This window comes from Paenibacillus sp. J22R232, assembly GCF_056269165.1.
The window spans coordinates 1-16,172 of the sequence record NZ_JBWDNK010000008.1; the positions used below are offsets into that span (position 1 = coordinate 1).

Genomic DNA, 16,172 nt, shown 5'->3' on the forward strand with positions numbered 1-16,172 from the left:
CAGTAAAATGGAGTTTAGCAGCTTTCAAGAAGCTTACGAGGAACTTGATAAATATATGGATTTCTACAATAACCGTAGAATGCACGGTAGTTTGAAATTGATGCCTCCAGCGAAGTTCTCTGATTGGGTCAAGACGCTGGAGGATCAAAGTAAGTTCCATAAAGCCATGTAAATAGGCCAAATAACAAGCTTGGCTACGTAATTTGATTATTTGGTTGGCAGCACTCCGGAATTAAGGGGTCTAACCGCTTTGTACACTCTATTCGCCGTTTAAGTAATCAGAGTCTTGCTACGTTGTAGTTTCTGCAACAGAATGGCTCTGTTTCAGCCATAATTCGCCCACAAGGCTAATTCTACTGTATTTTCTGCAGCATAGCCTTTCGCGGCCCCCTCTGTATGTGGTTTCTATTGTACAAAATGCAATGTAACGAAGCTTACGGTTGGTTTTATCTGAGTTTCTTCAGCCGACACCTATGCTACGTTGCACTTTGTACACTCTACTCGTCGTCTAAGTCATTAATCTCTTGCAGCGTTTTTGCTGTTTATGGTTGTTTGCCTCTGACCTTCTCCAACTGAATTTTCCTGCTTAGTTGACCTCCCCAAATTTCTCCTTCGACTTCCCAAGCTGTGTTGCACTTTGTACACTCTATTCGTCGTTTAACTAATCAGAGCCTTGCTACGTTGTAGTTTCTGCAACAGAATGGCGCTGTTTCAGCCATAATTCACTCGCAAGGCTGATTCTACTGCACTTTCTACAATGTAGCCTCTCGCGATTCCCTTATGTAGGGCTTCTATTGTACAAAGTGCAATGTAACCAAAGCGCATGGTATGTTTTATCTGAGTTTCTTCTGCCGACACCTATGATACGTTGCACTTTGTACACTCTACTCGTCGTTTGAGTCATTAATCTCTTGCCGCGTTTTTGCTGTTTATGGTTGTTTGCCTCTGACCTTCTTCAACTCATTTGTTTCTTTTAGTTTGGCTGACCGTCTCAGCTTTCACTATTCGACTCTGATACATATCCCTTTTCTATAAAAAAACCGAATGAATACAGCATTTGCTGTATCATCCGGCCTCTATGTCCATTTTATAAGCGGCGTTCTTTAATCCCAACGTGTTAATACGATAGGACCTTCCTTCGTAATAGCCACGGTATGCTCGAATTGTGCTGCCCATGCCCCATCCCGTGTTCGTGCCATCCACCCGTCCTGAGCAATGTATACATCCGCCCTTCCGGCAGTAATGATGGGCTCTATTGTAATGACCATGCCTTCTTCAAGCACAATTCCTTGGCCAGGTACGCCGCGATGCATGACTTCAGGATATTCATGCATATTTCTGCCTATGCCGTGGCCTACGAATGCAGTAACCACGTCAAAGCCGGCTCTCTCTGCCCGAGCTTGTATCGCATAACCAATGTCTCCAAGCCGGTTGCCGAGCACCGCTTGCTTGATTCCATCCTGCAACGATTGCTCTGCAGCCAAAAGCAGCTTTTCTGTAGCCGTGTTTATTCGACCTATCGCGTAGGTCCAAGCGGAGTCCGCTTTCCAACCATCTACATCGGCTACCATGTCAATCGTAACAATATCGCCCGTCTCCAGTGGCTCCGAGTCAGGAAAACCATGGCAAACAACCTCATTGACGGAGGCACATATTGCGAACGGATAACCTTTGTACCCCTTTTGGGCAGGAGTCGCACCTCGATCCAGCATGAATCGCTCCACAAATCGGTCAATCTCCTGCGTCGTAACACCTGGCGCAATCCGTTTTGAGAGAGCCTTGTGACAGGCAGCGACTATACGACCAGCCTTGCGAATACCCCGAATATGTTCCTTCGTCTTCAAATCCACTGCCATGTGTGTTCAAACCTCCTTAAGGTTTTACGAAGCAAGTTAGTGGCAATTCATAAACCAAAGCTTTGCGGCAACAAAATCCACATCGCCGAGCAATCATTAAGGCATAACGAGTAGATTTGTCTATGTATAACTTATTCGCGGAAAAGGAGACAAATGCCCATCCGATATGGCGAATTTATAGACAATAGACATATATTCCCGTTGCCTTCACTTTGTAAAAAACCAGCCTATCAACTTCCTGAGTACTGTATACCATACATGATAACTCCATCAATTGATGAATAAGTTTGTGACCGCTGCTGAGATCCTCCAGACTTTCTCCAGCCTACTCGTCACTCAAGTTACCTTCTTCAGAATCCCTTCAGAAACCGCCCTAGCTACGTTGCACTTTGTACACTCTATTCGTCGTTTAACTAACCACGCTCTTGCTACGTTGCAGTTTCTGCAACAGAATAGTACTATTTCATCCTGTTAACCACTTATTAGTGTGATTCTGCTGCACTTTCTGCAACGTAGCATCGCAAATTTCCTTTTATGTGAGTTTCTATTGCAGAAAGTGCAATGTACGCCGCAGTGGCTAGTGGCTTGGTAGGTAGTTGGTCAATGATTTATTTAGTTACCTACTCCTGACTCCTCCTGCCGACCACCCTAGCTACGTTGCACTTTGTACACTCTATTCGTCGTTTAACTAACCACGCTCTTGCTACGTTGCAGTTTCTGCAACAGGATGATACTGTTTCATCCCGTTAACCACTTAACAGGGTAATTCTGCTGCACTTTCTGCAACGTAGCCTCGCAAATCTCCTCTTACGTGTGTTTCTATTGCAGAAAGTGCAATGCACACTACAGTGGTTGGTTGGTTGTTGTGGTTGCGGTTGTGGTTGTGGTTGTTGTGCTTGTGGTTGTGGTTGTGGTTGTGGTTGTGGTTGTGGTTGTGGTTGTGGCGTGGTTGTGGTTGTGGTTGTGGTTGTGGCGTGGTTGGTTGTTGTTGTAGATGAAGAAGTCAGTTGTAAGCGGGGACGAAGCACTACCTACAAAAACAAAAAAGACTTTGCATCCTGCCGCGTGACAGTGTACAAAGCCGTATTATACGTATTGTGCTAACTGACTGAGGAGTTAATCCTACCTAACTCATTTTCCACCAATGTCGTTAATTCATCCTCGTAGCCTCCGGTAATCCGGTACTTGCGAATATATTCTTTAACAAACTTACGCGGGTCCTTGGGTTGAAAAATTCTCGTGAGTTCCTTCAGGCTTTCCTTGACTTCATTCTGGCTATGTTTCGCCATGAAATCTCCTCCCCTTTACGTTGGATGGTCGTCCTAAACAGCATTATACGAGACCGCATGCGGCGAGTACTCCGCAAGAACCCCCACTCGGTGCAGGCAACTCCATGGCCAATGAGTCACAATGTTCACATTTTTCTTACTATTATAACATTTTGATTTCGATTATGAAAGTGAACATTTCTTAATCTTGCGGCGTGGCTTGTTCGGGTTTGGCTTCCTTCTTGTGCCCGCCATCCGTTGATTTTGCTGATATAAACACGTTTGGAGGCGAGACATCGTCTGCTTGGTGAGACGCCCTAGATAGCCTGTCTTTACGAAACATTCTTAAATATGCGATTACGCCGACGACGGCAACCGCAATTCCAAATCCTAATACGAGTGTCGTTACCCAGCCTTGAACCATGTCCTCGCCTCCTTCCCTATTACATTTATCGGTATAATTCCTTCAATCGTTAATCCTTTTGCGGGCTATTAGACTTTCCATATATTAGGTTTTATTATAACGAATCAGAAGCAGGCAAGCAAATGACCAACATCCGGCCGACTATATAATGCGATAAGCACCGATCCCGAGACCGAGCAGCTTCCCGCTCTCATCCTTCACGTGTGCTTCGAGCGTCAACGTCCGTGCCGTACGATGAACCAGCACCGCCTCGCACAAAAGTACCCCGCCTTTGCTGCTCGCTAGAAATTGCGTGTTCAAATTGGCTGTTACCGTACGCTGCTCAGGTGCCGCCAGCATCACGCAAAGTCCCATCGCATTGTCTAGAAGCGACATCAAAACGCCGCCGTGAACGATGCCGAGCAAGTTGAGATGCCGCTCTGACGCATCTAGACAGATCGTCGCTTTGCTGGCGTTTGCCTGCACGACCTCACAGCCGAGCACTCCCCAAAATGTCGCTTGAGCGCGCTCCGCGAGCCTAGTCAGGTGACCGGCCTGATCAGCCTCCTGTACAAACCAATCCTCATCCAAGCCGATCACTCTCCCTTGTCATCGGCAGCGGCCTTCTGCCCCGTCTCCTCTTCGTGGAGCTTGCGGCGTAGCACCTTGCCAACCATCGTCTTTGGAAGCGTTTCCCTAATCGCGTAATGATGAGGTACCTTGTATGCTGCCAGTCGCTCCCTGCACCAGCGATCAAGCTGGCTGCTCGATACGTGCCAGCCCTCTTTAAACACGATAAACGCTTTTACCGTTTCGCCGCGGTACTCATCCTTCACGCCGATAACGGCCGCTTCCCTGACGGCAGGGTGCTCGAACAGCACCTCCTCTACCTCTCGTGGATAAATATTAAATCCGCCGGCAATAATCACGTCCTTAATGCGATCCATGATCGTAAAATAACCGTCCTCGTCCATTGTCGCCAAATCTCCAGTATATAGCCAGCCGTCGCGCAGTACTTCAGCCGTCTCCGCCGGTTTATTCCAGTAGCCCTTCATAACCTGCGGGCCGCGAACGATAAGCTCTCCAAGCACCCCGACAGGCAGCCGCTCGCCTGTTTCCTGATGAATGACAGCCGCTTCCGTATCCGGAAACGGGACGCCGATCGTACCGATTTTGCGCCGCCCCCATATCGGATTGGCATGCGTGACCGGCGAAGCCTCGGATAGCCCGTATCCCTCGATGAGCCTTCCTCCCGTCAGCGCTTCGAACTTCTCCTGAACCTCGAGCGGCAAAGCCGCAGAACCGCTTATGCACACATTTATAGACGAAAGATCAGTTTTGGCAGCCGCCTTGTGGTGAATGAGCGCTACATACATCGTCGGGGCACCCGGAAAAATAGTCGGCTTTTGCTGGCCGATCGTCTGCAGCACGGTCTCGACCTCGAAACGGGGCAGCAGAATAAGCGTGCCTGCGCGCAGCACCGACATATTCATTAATACCGTTAATCCAAATACGTGAAACAGCGGCAGCGCCGCTAGGAAACGCTCCTTCGCATCCTCCGCCTTGTAGCACCACGCCGAGGTTTGCATCGTATTCGCTACCAGATTGAGGTGGGTCAGCATGACTCCCTTTGGCGTTCCGGTTGTGCCGCCCGTATATTGAAGTGCCGCAAGCTCCGCTCCCTTAGCCGGCTCCGGCAGCTTGGCGGAAGCGTGCTTCCCTGCCAGCAGCTTCTTGTAGTTGACTACGCCAAAGCTCCCGTATGGAATTTCTGCGCGAAAGCCTTCTTTCCGCTGCTTGAGCGGATATAACAAGCTTTTGGGAAACGGCAACCCATCCTTAATGGAGGTAACTATCGCATGCCTCAGCTGCGGCAGAGGGCCCTTCTCCGGCTGCTCCCCCCGCACCCGAGAAAGCCGTGGATAAAGCAAATCTACCGTAATGATGGCGACCGCCCCGCTATCCGCCAGCTGATGCTCCAGCTCCCGCTCCACGTACAGCGGATTCGTCTGCACGACTACGCCTCCTGCAAGCAGCACCCCGTAATAGGCAATGACAGCTTGCGGGCAATTGGGCAGCATGACCGCCACCCGGTCACCCTTAGCCACGCCGAGGGAGACAAGCCCCAGAGCAAGCCTAGTGGCCGAATCATGCAGCTCGCGATACGTCACGATTTTGCCAAGGAAATGAATGGCTGTATGATCCGGATGCTTATTAACCGCATTAACTAAGAATTGAACGATGCTCTGGTCGGGATAGCTCTGCGAAGGAGAAACCTCCTCCGGATAGTGACGAAGCCATGGATACGCATGCTGCTGTGCTTCAATGGACGGCTGGTCTTGCAAAGACGGGTCTTCCGGTCCGAGCGGCTCCATTCATGCTCTCCCCCTTCACACGACATAATGCTCACCGCGAATGACGCGGGCAGCAATCGTTCGTTTCAAAGCAACCGTATCTGACAGCGGCGCACGCATTAGCTTCTTCAGAATGGACAGCTGCATCTGCAGGCCGTCTCCTTGCTCAAGCGCGGCAAGCGCAAGCTTAGCCAGCGACTCTACCCGCTCCATCGCTTCCTGTACGAATACAGCCGTCATCGCGATGACGTTTTCTACTTTCTCCGAGCCCGCTCCGCCGCTTGCCTTGACAATCTTTTGAGACCTCAGCAGCGCGCTTTCCATGGCAAATATTTGGATCATCAGATCGGCGAGCGAGCACAGCACCTCCTGCTCCTGTTCAAGCCGGAGACCCAGCTTCTGGACGGCCAGCCCCCCAATGGCAAGGAAAGCCTTCTTGGCCTGCCCGAGGCGGAACGCCTCTTTGCTAAGCGGCTTCTCAAGCGGAGGTATCGGCATCGGCTGCACGAGCTCAGCTTGAAGCGACCGCACCTTGCGCAGCAGCGGAAGCTCGCCCTTTAAGGCTTTTTTCATCAGCGTTCCGGGTATGAGCATTCGGTTGATTTCATTCGTCCCTTCAAAAATCCGGTTAATCCGCGAATCCCGGTATATCCGCTCCACTTTGTATTCATGGATATAGCCGTATCCGCCATGAATCTGCACCCCTTCGTCAGCTACGAAATCAAGCGCCTCTGATGCAAACACTTTAATGATCGAGCACTCGATGGCATACTCTCCGATCGCTTTCGCAACAGATACGCCATCCGCAGACTCCGTTGTTCGCAGCATCGCGTCAATCCATCCAGCCGTCCGGTACACCATGCTTTCGAGCACATAAGTACGAATGTTCATATCGGCCAGCTTCGCGCCAATGAGCGGGTAGGAGGAAATTGCCCGGCCGAACTGCTTTCGCGTATTCGCATACGAGGATGCCAGCTCAATCGTTTCCTTCGATGACCCGAGACAGGCTGCCCCTAGCTTGAACCTGCCAATGTTCAAAATATTAAAGGCGATCTGATGCCCTTTTCCGACCTCCCCCAGTACATTCTCGACCGGTACGGACACATCCTCGAAAAATAAAGGGCGCGTTGAAGAGCCCTTGATGCCCATCTTATGCTCCTCCGGGCCAATACTGAACCCCGCCATGCCCCTCTCAACGATAAACGCCGTAAAATATTCACCATCGACTTTCGCATACACGATGAATAGGTCCGCAAAACCGGCATTCGTGATATACAGCTTGGAGCCGTTCAACACGTAATGCTTCCCATCCGGCGCCAGCCTAGCCGTCGTTCTCGCGCCAAGCGCATCCGAGCCTGATGCCGGCTCCGTCAAGCAATAAGCGGCAATCCGCTCGCCGGTTGCAAGCGCAGGCAGATAGGCTTGTTTTTGCGCCGGCGTTCCGAAGAATACGATGGGCAGCGTACCGATTCCGGTATGCGCTCCGACCGAAAGCGCGAACGACGAAGCGCGGGCTAGCGTCTCCGCAAGCAATGTCGTGCTAACCTTATCCAGGCCAAGACCGCCGTATGCTTCCGGCACATCGGCTCCAAGCAAGCCAAGCTCGCCTGCCTTCCGCATCAGCTCTACCGTCAAATCGTAATTCAGCGCCTCCAGCTCCGCATCGCGAGGCGTAATCTCCGTATCCAAAAACTGCCGCGCCGCATCGCCCATCATCCGCTGCTCTTCCGTGAAGTCCTCGGGTGTCACCACCGAATCCGGCGTGCTGTCCTCCATGACAAACCGGCCGCCAAAGCGTATCGCTTCCGTCATGCTGCAGGTCTCCCTTCAGTCATTCGATTATTAGCGCTGTTAATTGTAATCGCCCTAAATCTTTGACACCGTTCGTATCGTGTCTCTCCTTTTAAACTAGCGCTTGCTACTTCGATTACATGGATTACATGGATCACGCCTCGCCTTTCCACATGGCAGCATATAACTCAATTATGCGGATCGCACCGCACCCACCCTCATGAGCCGTATGCCTCGATCACACAGATTGCACCGCACCTTTCCTCATCGCACCATATAGCTCAATTATGCGGATCGCACCGCACCTGCCCTCATGAACCGTATACCTCAATCATACCTATCGCACCGCGCATGCCCTCATGAGCTGTATACCTCAATCACGCCAGCTGCTCCCATCCCGCCGCCTACGCACATCGTGACAATGCCTATGCCGCCTCCGCGCCTGCCAAGCTCGTGAATAAGCGACACCGTCAGCTTCGTTCCCGTACAGCCAAGCGGGTGCCCAAGCGCAATGGCTCCTCCGTTAACATTCACTCGGTCAGGCTGAATGCCCAGCTCTCTAATAATAGGAATGCACTGGGCGGCAAAAGCCTCGTTCAGCTCGAACAAATCAACCTGCTCAAGCGTAATCCCCGCTCTCCGAAGCGCTTTGGGTACCGCCTCTATAGGGCCTATGCCCATCACTTCGGGAGCAACACCCGCCACGCTGAAGCTTCGGAATACGGCAAGCGGCCTCAGTCCCAAATCCTCGGCTCGCGCTCTGCTCATTACAATGACAGCCGCTGCGCCATCGCTCATTTGCGAGGTATTGCCTGCCGTAACCGTACCTTCCCTCGCAAAAGAAGGCTTGAGCGGCGCCAACGTTTGTACGCTCGTCTCCGGCCGCACGCCCTCATCGGTATCGAATTGAAATACCTTCGACCAAGGCCTTCCCGCATCATTCACCCCGGAGCGGCTCGCCGTGACCGGAACGATCTCTGCTTGGAAGCGGCCTGCTTCGATTGCCGCTGCCGCCTTGCGATGGCTGGACGCTGCGTACGCATCCTGCTCGCCCCGCGATACGCCGTAACGGCGGGCAACCTCCTCCGCTGTATGCCCCATGCCCATGTAAACCTCCGGCCGCGCATCAACAATGGCTGGATGCGGCGACAGCTTGAAGCCGGTCATCGGCACATGGCTCATGCTCTCCACGCCGCCTGCCGCTATAACATCCGCATCGCCAAGACGGATACGCTCCGCCGCATACGCAATCGCCTGCAGGCCTGATGCGCAAAATCGGTTTATCGTAACGGCCGGCGTCGTTACCGGCAGCCCTGCGTATAGCGAAATGGTTCGCGCCATGTTAAGTCCCTGCTCGCCTTCAGGCATCGCACAGCCGATGATGACATCCTCTACAATGTCCGGCGACAGACTTGGCACTCGCTTAAGCGCCCCTTCCATCACCGCTCTGCCCAAATCCTCCGCCCTCGTCTCCGCCAAGCTGCCCTTGGATGCTTTGCCGACTGCCGTCCTCACCGCAGCTACGATAACAGCGTCTCGCCCATGATTCTCAAACGGTGATGAAGCTGACATTTCGCCCTCCTCCTTCTGCTTTAAAAGCATTTAATTGCGCAGCTGCTTGCCCGTCGCCAGCATGTGGCTCATGCGCTCCTGCGTCTTCCGCTCTCCGCATAAGCTAAGGAATGCCTCGCATTCCAAATCGAGCAAATATTGCTCGCTTACCTCCGCGCCCGGCTGAATATCTCCGCCGGCAAGCACTGACCCAAGCTTGCCGGCGATAAGCGCGTCATGCTTGCTAATGTGGCCGCTTAGCCGCATCGCCTGCACCGCGACCTTCAGCACCGCGCCGCCCTCGCGCCCGGCAACGCGGATGCGTTCCTCCGCTGGCGGCGAATAGCCTGCGCGGTCAAGCGCCAGCACCGCCCGCTTCGCCTCGGCAATGCGAGCTTCCTGGCGCATAATGACGCGGTCCTGCGGCCGCATCAGCCCGATGCGGCTCACCTCAAAGCCGCTGGATGACGCCTTCGCAAGCGCAATCGTCTCGAACAGCGTATTCAGATGCGGCTGCAGGTCGCCTCCCGTCTTGCCGCTGCTCGCGGCCAATGCGCGCTGCGCAGCCATCGCTGCCGCTTCCTTGCAGCCCCCGCCCGCCGGGATGAGGCCTACTCCCGTCTCTACGAGCCCAAAATAGGTTTCCGGGGAGTATATGATTTGGTCCGCAGGCAAGCACGCTTCAACCCCGCCGCCAAGCGTCATCCGGTGCGGAGCCGCTACAACAGGACGATCGAGCCGCTTCAGCTGCAGCATGCTGCTTTGGAAGAAGCGAATAATCTCTTCCACCTCATCCCAGTCTCCGCTCTGCGCCTCCATCAGCAGCAGCATCAAATTTGCGCCTACGCAGAAATGACGACCTTCATTGGCAAGCACCAGCCCGCGCCAGTTCTGCGATACCTCCTTCGTGCTCTGCGTAATCGCGGTCAAAATATCACCGCCAATCGCATTGTTCGGCGAATGAAATTCAAGCAGCGCCACTTCGTCTCCGAGATCGATCAGACTAGCGCCGCTGGTCGAAAAGACCGTTTTCCCTGCTGCCTTCAGCGCAGCGATTGATATGGCATCCGGTTCATCAGGCTCCGTTTGATAAGCCCCGCTCGCTGCATAGACGCGTTCATTTCCCTGCACGCGATAAAAGCTTTCATTGCCTGCCGCAAGCCAGGACAATACCCACTCCGGTACGCGATCGCCCTCCTTCTGCATCCGCTGCACCGAATTCCGCAGCCCAATCGCATCCCACAGCTCGAACGGCCCCAGCTCCCAATTGAAACCCCAGCGCATCGCACGGTCGATGTCCGAAAGCGAATCCGCTATGATGCCGACCTGACCCGCCGCATACAGCAGCGTTTTTTTGATCGTGGACCAAGCGAACTTTGCATACTTGTCACGCGGATCGGTGCCAAGCAGCGCTTTCACCTTCCTTGCCGCCCCTTTGGCAGCCTTGGAGGCATCGATGATCGGCGAGCTTACCGGACGCTTCGGCCCGTACTCCAGCGTATCCAATCGCAGGGACTCGATTTCGCTGCCGTTCTTCCCCTTTATTTTGCGATAGAATCCGGCTCCCGTTTTCTCGCCTAGACGCCCCGCGGCTACAAGCTGCTCTAGCAGTGCAGGTCGGGCAAACACCGCTTGCTCAGCGGAATCGCTGCTCCTCTCCCGTACATTGTCTACGACATGCAGCAGCGTATCGAGGCCTACAATGTCCAGCATGCGCAGCGTTGCCGTCTTCGGCCTGCCCATTGCAGGCCCCGTAAGCGCGTCTGCTTCTTCAACCGTCAGGCCGAATGCCAGCGTATCCGCCAAGGTGACCAACATCCCATAGGTACCAATCCGATTGGCAATAAAGTTGGGGGTATCCTTAGCCAGTACGACACCTTTGCCCAGCCGCTTCTCGCAAACCTCCGTGAGCAGCCGTACAACCTCAGGCGCAGTATCCGCGGTAGCTACAATCTCAACCAGCTTCATATAACGAGGGGGATTAAAGAAATGCGTTACGCCAAAATGCCTCCGAAACTCCTCGCTTCTTCCTTCAGCCATCGAAGCCGCCGACAAGCCCGACGTGTTCGTGGACACGATTGAGCCTGGAGAGCGTGCCGCTTCGATAACAGCAAGCACCTGCTGCTTAATATCTAGCCGCTCGACGACGGCCTCTACGATCCAATCCGCATCGCCAAGCGCATCCAAATGATCCGTCAGGTTGCCTGGCGTTATGCGTACGGACCAGCTCGGATCATAAAGCTGCGCCGGCTGGGACTTACCCATTTTGGCAACAGCTGTCGCTGCGAGCCGGTTCCGAACCTTGGCATCGGCAAGCGTCAATCCTTGCCGCTCCTCCTCCGCAGTGAGCGACTGCGGAACCACGTCCAGCAGGGTGACGCGCATGCCTGCGTTCGCCAAATGGGCCGCGATGCCAGCGCCCATTACGCCTGAGCCGATCACAGCGGCTCTGCGTATGGAGCTGGCGCTTTTTTGCAGCGCTTGTATCGTCATTGACAGCCTCCTTGTACTTTGCTTTTCCCTTTCGCTAGGCGCTCTTTTGGACATGAGCTTTCCTTCTGGCTTATGTTAAATAGCAAATAATTTTTACGTCATGCGATAAGAAATAGCTTTTACAGCATGCGGTGTGCGCCTTGCCTTTTCCTTGCACCTTATACCTCTAACCTCATGACGTGTAAACCTTGCTCTACCTCACACCTCACACCTCAAAACTCAGTCATATGCTCCATGCTCCTTGCTTCACGCCTCGTACCTATAGCTCCAGCCGCTTAGCTGCTTACTCTCCGAAGACGCTCTCTGCCAGCAGCTCTGCCACATCGCGGGCAATAACCCGCTCATCGGAACCTAGCGCCTTCAAGCCATCCTCCATCATCGTCAAGCAGTATGGGCAGGCAGAGCTGATAACCGATGGCTTCACCTCCAGCGCCTGCGCGGTCCGAGCATGGTTGACCCTTGTTCCAGCATGCTCCTCCATCCACATCAGTCCTCCGCCCGCTCCGCAGCACATACCGTTTGAGCGCGAGCGCTCCATCTCCAGCGTCGTCACGCCTGGTATAGCACGCAGCATATCCCTTGGCGCTTCATAGGTCTGGTTATAGCGGCCAAGATAGCAGGAATCGTGAACGGTTACGCGCTCGTCGATCGCATGTACCGCTTTTAGCGACCCGTCGGCAAGCAGCTTTGCAAGCAGCTCCGTATGATGCTCAACTAAGATATGCTGCGGCAGTCCAAAATCCGGATACTCGTTCTTGAGCGTATTATAGGTATGCGGGCAAGCGGTCACGATATGGCTGATCTCATATTTGCCGATGGTCTCGATGTTCTCGCGGCACAGCTCTTGAAAAAGCAGCTCATTCCCGATTCGCCTTGCGGTATCGCCGGAGCTCCGCTCCTCGTGTCCAAGCGTCGCGAAGCTTACGCCCGCATGCTTCAGCAGCCGCACAACATCGTACAGCACGCGTCGGCTGCGCATATCATAGGCGCCCATCGAGCCTGCCCAAAGAAGTACGTCAGCCTTTCGCCCCTGCTGCTTCAGCTCTTGCAGCGTAGGGACACGGATGCCTGTGCGGCTCTCGCACTCGGCAATCCATGCGGCACGCTCGGCGCGGGGCAGCCCCCACGGGTTGCTTTGCCGTTCAATATTTTGGAGCGCGCGCTGCCCGTCAGACGGCAGCCTGCCTTCCATGAGCACAAGATGACGGCGCATATCGATGATTTTATCCACATGCTCATTGCCAACCGGGCACTGCTCCTCGCAATTGCGGCAGGTCGTGCACGCCCAAAGTTCCTCCTCCGTCAGCACCTCGCCAATCAGCTCCACCTCTTTAGGATCAACGCCATCCCGTACGCTCCAAGCTCCTGCTTGCGCAGCCATCGTCGGCTCGATATCCGTCCCCCAGTCCGCAGGCGAATCCCATGCGGGAATAACGCCGCCCATAACATGTGCACGCGGCCCGCTCGTTTTGGATTGCCAAAGGCTGGCTGGCATCCACGGCGATTTGGACGTTATCGCGGCGCCTTTCTCCGTCAGATGATCCCTTAGCTTTACGATTAAATGCATCGGTGACAAAAGCTTGCCGGTGCTTGCGGCAGGACAGACATTCGTGCAGCGGCCGCATTCCACGCAGGCATAAAGATCAAGCATCTGCTTTTGAGAGAAATGCTCCACCTTCCCAGCACCGAACGACTCTGCCTCCTCGTCTTCTAGATTGAGCGGTGTAAGTCGCCCAGGCGGTGTGCTGCGCCGGAACCAAAGATTAATCGGACCGGTTATCAGGTGAAAATGCTTTGACTGCGGCACGTAAACGAGAAAACCGAGCAGCACGAGCAGATGCAGCCACCAAAATAGTTCAAAGCCGGCATGTGCCGCAGCGCTTCCCGATTGAATGCCGATGTTCTCAAGCAAATGTGCCAGACTGCCACTGATTGGGGCATAAGACTCATGGACGGGCTCGATGACAGCCGATAGCTCTTCGATAGCCAGTCGCTCGAACGCCAGAGTAAACAATACCGTCAGCATCAGCGAGCCAATGAACCACATGACAAGCGACGGCTTCCATCCTCGCTTAAGACGCGGCAGCCGCTCGCCGTAACGCCGAAAAGCACCGTAGAGCACCGCGCCAAAAACGAGTGTAACGGTCAGCTCCTGCGTAAGCGAGAACGCGCTATAATAGGGCAGCGGCAGTGGAGAACCGTTGCTCAGCCCCTTCCAGATCAGATCTGCCGCGCCGAACTGAAGCACGATAAAGCCGTAAAAATAAACCAAATGCATGATTCCGCTTCTCACGTCGTTCAGCAGCTTGCGATGACCAAGCACCTGCGCGCCAAAACCTGCTTGGCTTCCCCGCTCGCGGCGATACCGGGTGAATGTGTACGGTGCTCCCAGTCTCATATAGATGATGCGCCTGTGCACGACCATCCCGAACATGGTAACGGCAAGAATTACAACCGCAGCAAACAAGAACCATTTGCTCCCTGTAATCCAAGAATCGACCGTTCCGGCTGCCAACCACGATGACATATGCCACGCCTCCCTTAATTGCCCGCTCCTGCAACAGAGCATCAAAACGCAAAGTAGTCGGACAAGCATTAAAGCGCTTTCAAAAATAGCCGCAATGCTTCATGTATATGTCTTTTTGGCTATGAACATGCCGCGCAGGGAACGATTGAAAACGGTCTATTCATGCCCTAAACCACATATCGTAGCACTGATGGACAGTGTAACCAACATGTCGGTTGAAGTGAGGGAGCTTCTATGCTGAAAATAGTAGTGCTTCTCAAGCAAACGTTTGATACCGAGGAAAAAATCATCGTAAACGCTGGCCGCGTGGATGAGTCAGACGCCAAATTCGTCATCAACCCTTACGATGAATATGCACTGGAGGAAGCGCTTCGCCAGCGGGAGCGTCTTGGAGGCGAAGTCATTGCCGTAACATGCGGCCCGGAGCGATCTCAGGACGCGCTGCGCACTGCGCTTGCGATCGGTGCCGATGAAGCAATAAGACTCGACAGCTCGTCTCTGCCGGATGATAGCACCGCAGTTGCGGCAGCACTAGCTGCCGTTATCGCTCCGCTCTCACCTGATCTGCTGCTGGCCGGTTTATTCGCGGTGGACAGTGGTGCCGGCAGCGTCGCCCTGCAGATCGCCGAGCGGCTGGGGCTGCCCCATGCATCGTCTGCCGTTAAGCTTGCTATTCTAAGCGCGGACGAAATGAATGCGTTGCCGGCAGACAGCAATCTGCAAGCCGCAGGGTCCTCTAGCGCTCAACGCTTTGCGCTCGTCGAGCGCGACATCGAGGGCGATACCGAAACCGTCGTGATCCCGCTGCCCGCGCTCATTACGGCGCAGCAAGGCTTGAATGAGCCCCGCTATCCGTCTCTTCCGGGCATTATGAAAGCGAAGCGCAAGCCGCTTCGTACTGTTACAGCGGCCGAGCTGCTAAGCAGCGGTGCGCTCGAGCCCGCGGACATAGAGCCGCGTACCGCCCGCACAGAGCTACTCCCGCCACCGCCGCGAGCGGCCGGCAAGCGCCTCTCCGGCGAGCCGATCACGCAGGCTGCCGCGCTGGTATCGCTCCTGCGGGAGGAAGCGAAGCTTCCTCTTTAAGTAGCCCTCTAGCTGGGCTTCTAGCTAGGCACGCATGAATGCGGAGAGAGCTTTGGCGCACTAGCTGTGCTGCTCATTCTGCGTCTAAGCAACCATGCTTTTGCTACGTTAAAGTTGCTGCAGTCTATCGGGAGTTCAAGTAACAACCCTAGCTACGTTGCAGTTTTTACAATCTCTTTCTGCAACGTAGCCTGGCGTATTGTCTTTTATTTGAGATTCTATTGCACAAAATGCAACGTAGACTGCGTTGGTTTAGTGGATGGTTGGTTTTATGATTGGTTGGATGGTTCGTTGGATGATTCGATGGTTTGCCGGTAATTGCTGAAGTTAGTAACCTCATATTCTCTCCAACCGTTCAACCTAGCTACGTTATACTTTGTACACTCTATTCGGCATTTAAGTAACCACGCTCTTGCTACGTTGCAGTTTCTGCAACAGAAAGGTGCTCTCACAGCACATTTCCTTCTAATTGGAATAATTCTGTTGCACTTTCTGCAACGTAGCCTGACGTATTGTTTTTTATATGAGATTCTATTGCACAAAATGCAACGTAGACTGCGTTGGTTTGTTGGGTGGTTTGTTGGGTGGGTGGATATTTGGCCGGTAATTGCTGAAGTTAGCAACCTCAAACTCCCTCCAACCGATCACCCTTGCTATGTTGTACTTTGTACACTCTATTCGGCATTTAAGTAACCATGCTTTTGCTACGTTGCAGTTTCTGCAACAGAAAGGTGCTTTCACAGCACATTTCCTTTTCTTTGGAGTAATTCTGTTGCACTTTCTGCAACGTAGCCTGGCGTATTGTCTTTTATTTGAGATTCTATTGCACAAAATGTAACGTAG

The 16,172-nt window shown here is 53.6% G+C and carries 11 protein-coding genes; 2 read left to right on the top strand and 9 right to left on the bottom strand.

The window, feature by feature from the left end; all coding sequences use genetic code 11:
• A partial coding sequence (locus AC0YN3_RS21400; protein WP_475777207.1) for an IS3 family transposase occupies positions 1 to 172 on the top strand: 172 nt, incomplete at its 5' end.
• A 931-nt stretch (positions 173 to 1,103) separates the two neighbouring features.
• Here the strand turns inward: AC0YN3_RS21400 and map are convergent.
• From map to AC0YN3_RS21445, 9 genes are all read right to left on the bottom strand, one after another.
• On the bottom strand, positions 1,104 to 1,856 hold the full coding sequence (gene map, locus AC0YN3_RS21405; protein ID WP_475776994.1) for a type I methionyl aminopeptidase: 753 nt from the start codon (positions 1,854 to 1,856) through the stop codon (positions 1,104 to 1,106).
• Positions 1,857 to 2,956: 1,100 nt separating this feature from the next.
• Complete coding sequence (locus AC0YN3_RS21410; protein WP_054026245.1) at positions 2,957 to 3,145, bottom strand: hypothetical protein; 189 nt, start codon at positions 3,143 to 3,145, stop codon at positions 2,957 to 2,959.
• A gap of 181 nt (positions 3,146 to 3,326) precedes the next feature.
• Positions 3,327 to 3,548, bottom strand: coding sequence for a hypothetical protein (locus AC0YN3_RS21415; RefSeq protein ID WP_475776995.1), 222 nt, complete (start codon positions 3,546 to 3,548; stop codon positions 3,327 to 3,329).
• Between the two features lie 141 nt (positions 3,549 to 3,689).
• The gene (locus tag AC0YN3_RS21420) at positions 3,690 to 4,118 is read right to left on the bottom strand and encodes a PaaI family thioesterase (protein WP_475776996.1); all 429 of its coding nucleotides are present in this window, start codon (positions 4,116 to 4,118) and stop codon (positions 3,690 to 3,692) included.
• A gap of 5 nt (positions 4,119 to 4,123) precedes the next feature.
• Complete coding sequence (locus tag AC0YN3_RS21425; protein WP_475776997.1) at positions 4,124 to 5,902, bottom strand: long-chain-fatty-acid--CoA ligase; 1,779 nt, start codon at positions 5,900 to 5,902, stop codon at positions 4,124 to 4,126.
• A gap of 15 nt (positions 5,903 to 5,917) precedes the next feature.
• Positions 5,918 to 7,693, bottom strand: a complete 1,776-nt coding sequence (locus AC0YN3_RS21430) for an acyl-CoA dehydrogenase family protein (protein ID WP_475776998.1) — start codon at positions 7,691 to 7,693, stop codon at positions 5,918 to 5,920.
• A 336-nt stretch (positions 7,694 to 8,029) separates the two neighbouring features.
• Positions 8,030 to 9,244: an acetyl-CoA C-acyltransferase gene (locus tag AC0YN3_RS21435; protein WP_475776999.1), complete on the bottom strand. Its 1,215-nt coding sequence runs from the start codon at positions 9,242 to 9,244 to the stop codon at positions 8,030 to 8,032.
• 30 nt (positions 9,245 to 9,274) lie between these two features.
• The gene (locus AC0YN3_RS21440; protein ID WP_475777000.1) at positions 9,275 to 11,716 is read right to left on the bottom strand and encodes a 3-hydroxyacyl-CoA dehydrogenase/enoyl-CoA hydratase family protein; all 2,442 of its coding nucleotides are present in this window, start codon (positions 11,714 to 11,716) and stop codon (positions 9,275 to 9,277) included.
• 283 nt (positions 11,717 to 11,999) lie between these two features.
• On the bottom strand, positions 12,000 to 14,243 hold the full coding sequence (locus AC0YN3_RS21445) for a (Fe-S)-binding protein (RefSeq protein WP_475777001.1): 2,244 nt from the start codon (positions 14,241 to 14,243) through the stop codon (positions 12,000 to 12,002).
• Between the two features lie 237 nt (positions 14,244 to 14,480).
• Between AC0YN3_RS21445 and AC0YN3_RS21450 the strand changes: the two genes are divergently transcribed.
• Entirely contained in the window at positions 14,481 to 15,329 is an 849-nt protein-coding gene (locus tag AC0YN3_RS21450; RefSeq protein WP_475777208.1) for an electron transfer flavoprotein subunit beta/FixA family protein, read from the top strand.
• Positions 15,330 to 16,172: the final 843 nt, after the last annotated feature.

Coding starts and splice junctions, on each gene's coding strand:
- AC0YN3_RS21410 (WP_054026245.1), bottom strand. CDS start 3,145: ATGGCGAAACATAGCCAGAATGAAGTCAAGGAAAGCCTGAAGGAACTC.
- AC0YN3_RS21435 (WP_475776999.1), bottom strand. CDS start 9,244: ATGTCAGCTTCATCACCGTTTGAGAATCATGGGCGAGACGCTGTTATC.
- map (WP_475776994.1), bottom strand. CDS start 1,856: ATGGCAGTGGATTTGAAGACGAAGGAACATATTCGGGGTATTCGCAAG.
- AC0YN3_RS21445 (WP_475777001.1), bottom strand. CDS start 14,243: ATGTCATCGTGGTTGGCAGCCGGAACGGTCGATTCTTGGATTACAGGG.
- AC0YN3_RS21440 (WP_475777000.1), bottom strand. CDS start 11,716: ATGACGATACAAGCGCTGCAAAAAAGCGCCAGCTCCATACGCAGAGCC.
- AC0YN3_RS21430 (WP_475776998.1), bottom strand. CDS start 7,693: ATGACGGAAGCGATACGCTTTGGCGGCCGGTTTGTCATGGAGGACAGC.
- AC0YN3_RS21415 (WP_475776995.1), bottom strand. CDS start 3,548: ATGGTTCAAGGCTGGGTAACGACACTCGTATTAGGATTTGGAATTGCG.
- AC0YN3_RS21425 (WP_475776997.1), bottom strand. CDS start 5,902: ATGGAGCCGCTCGGACCGGAAGACCCGTCTTTGCAAGACCAGCCGTCC.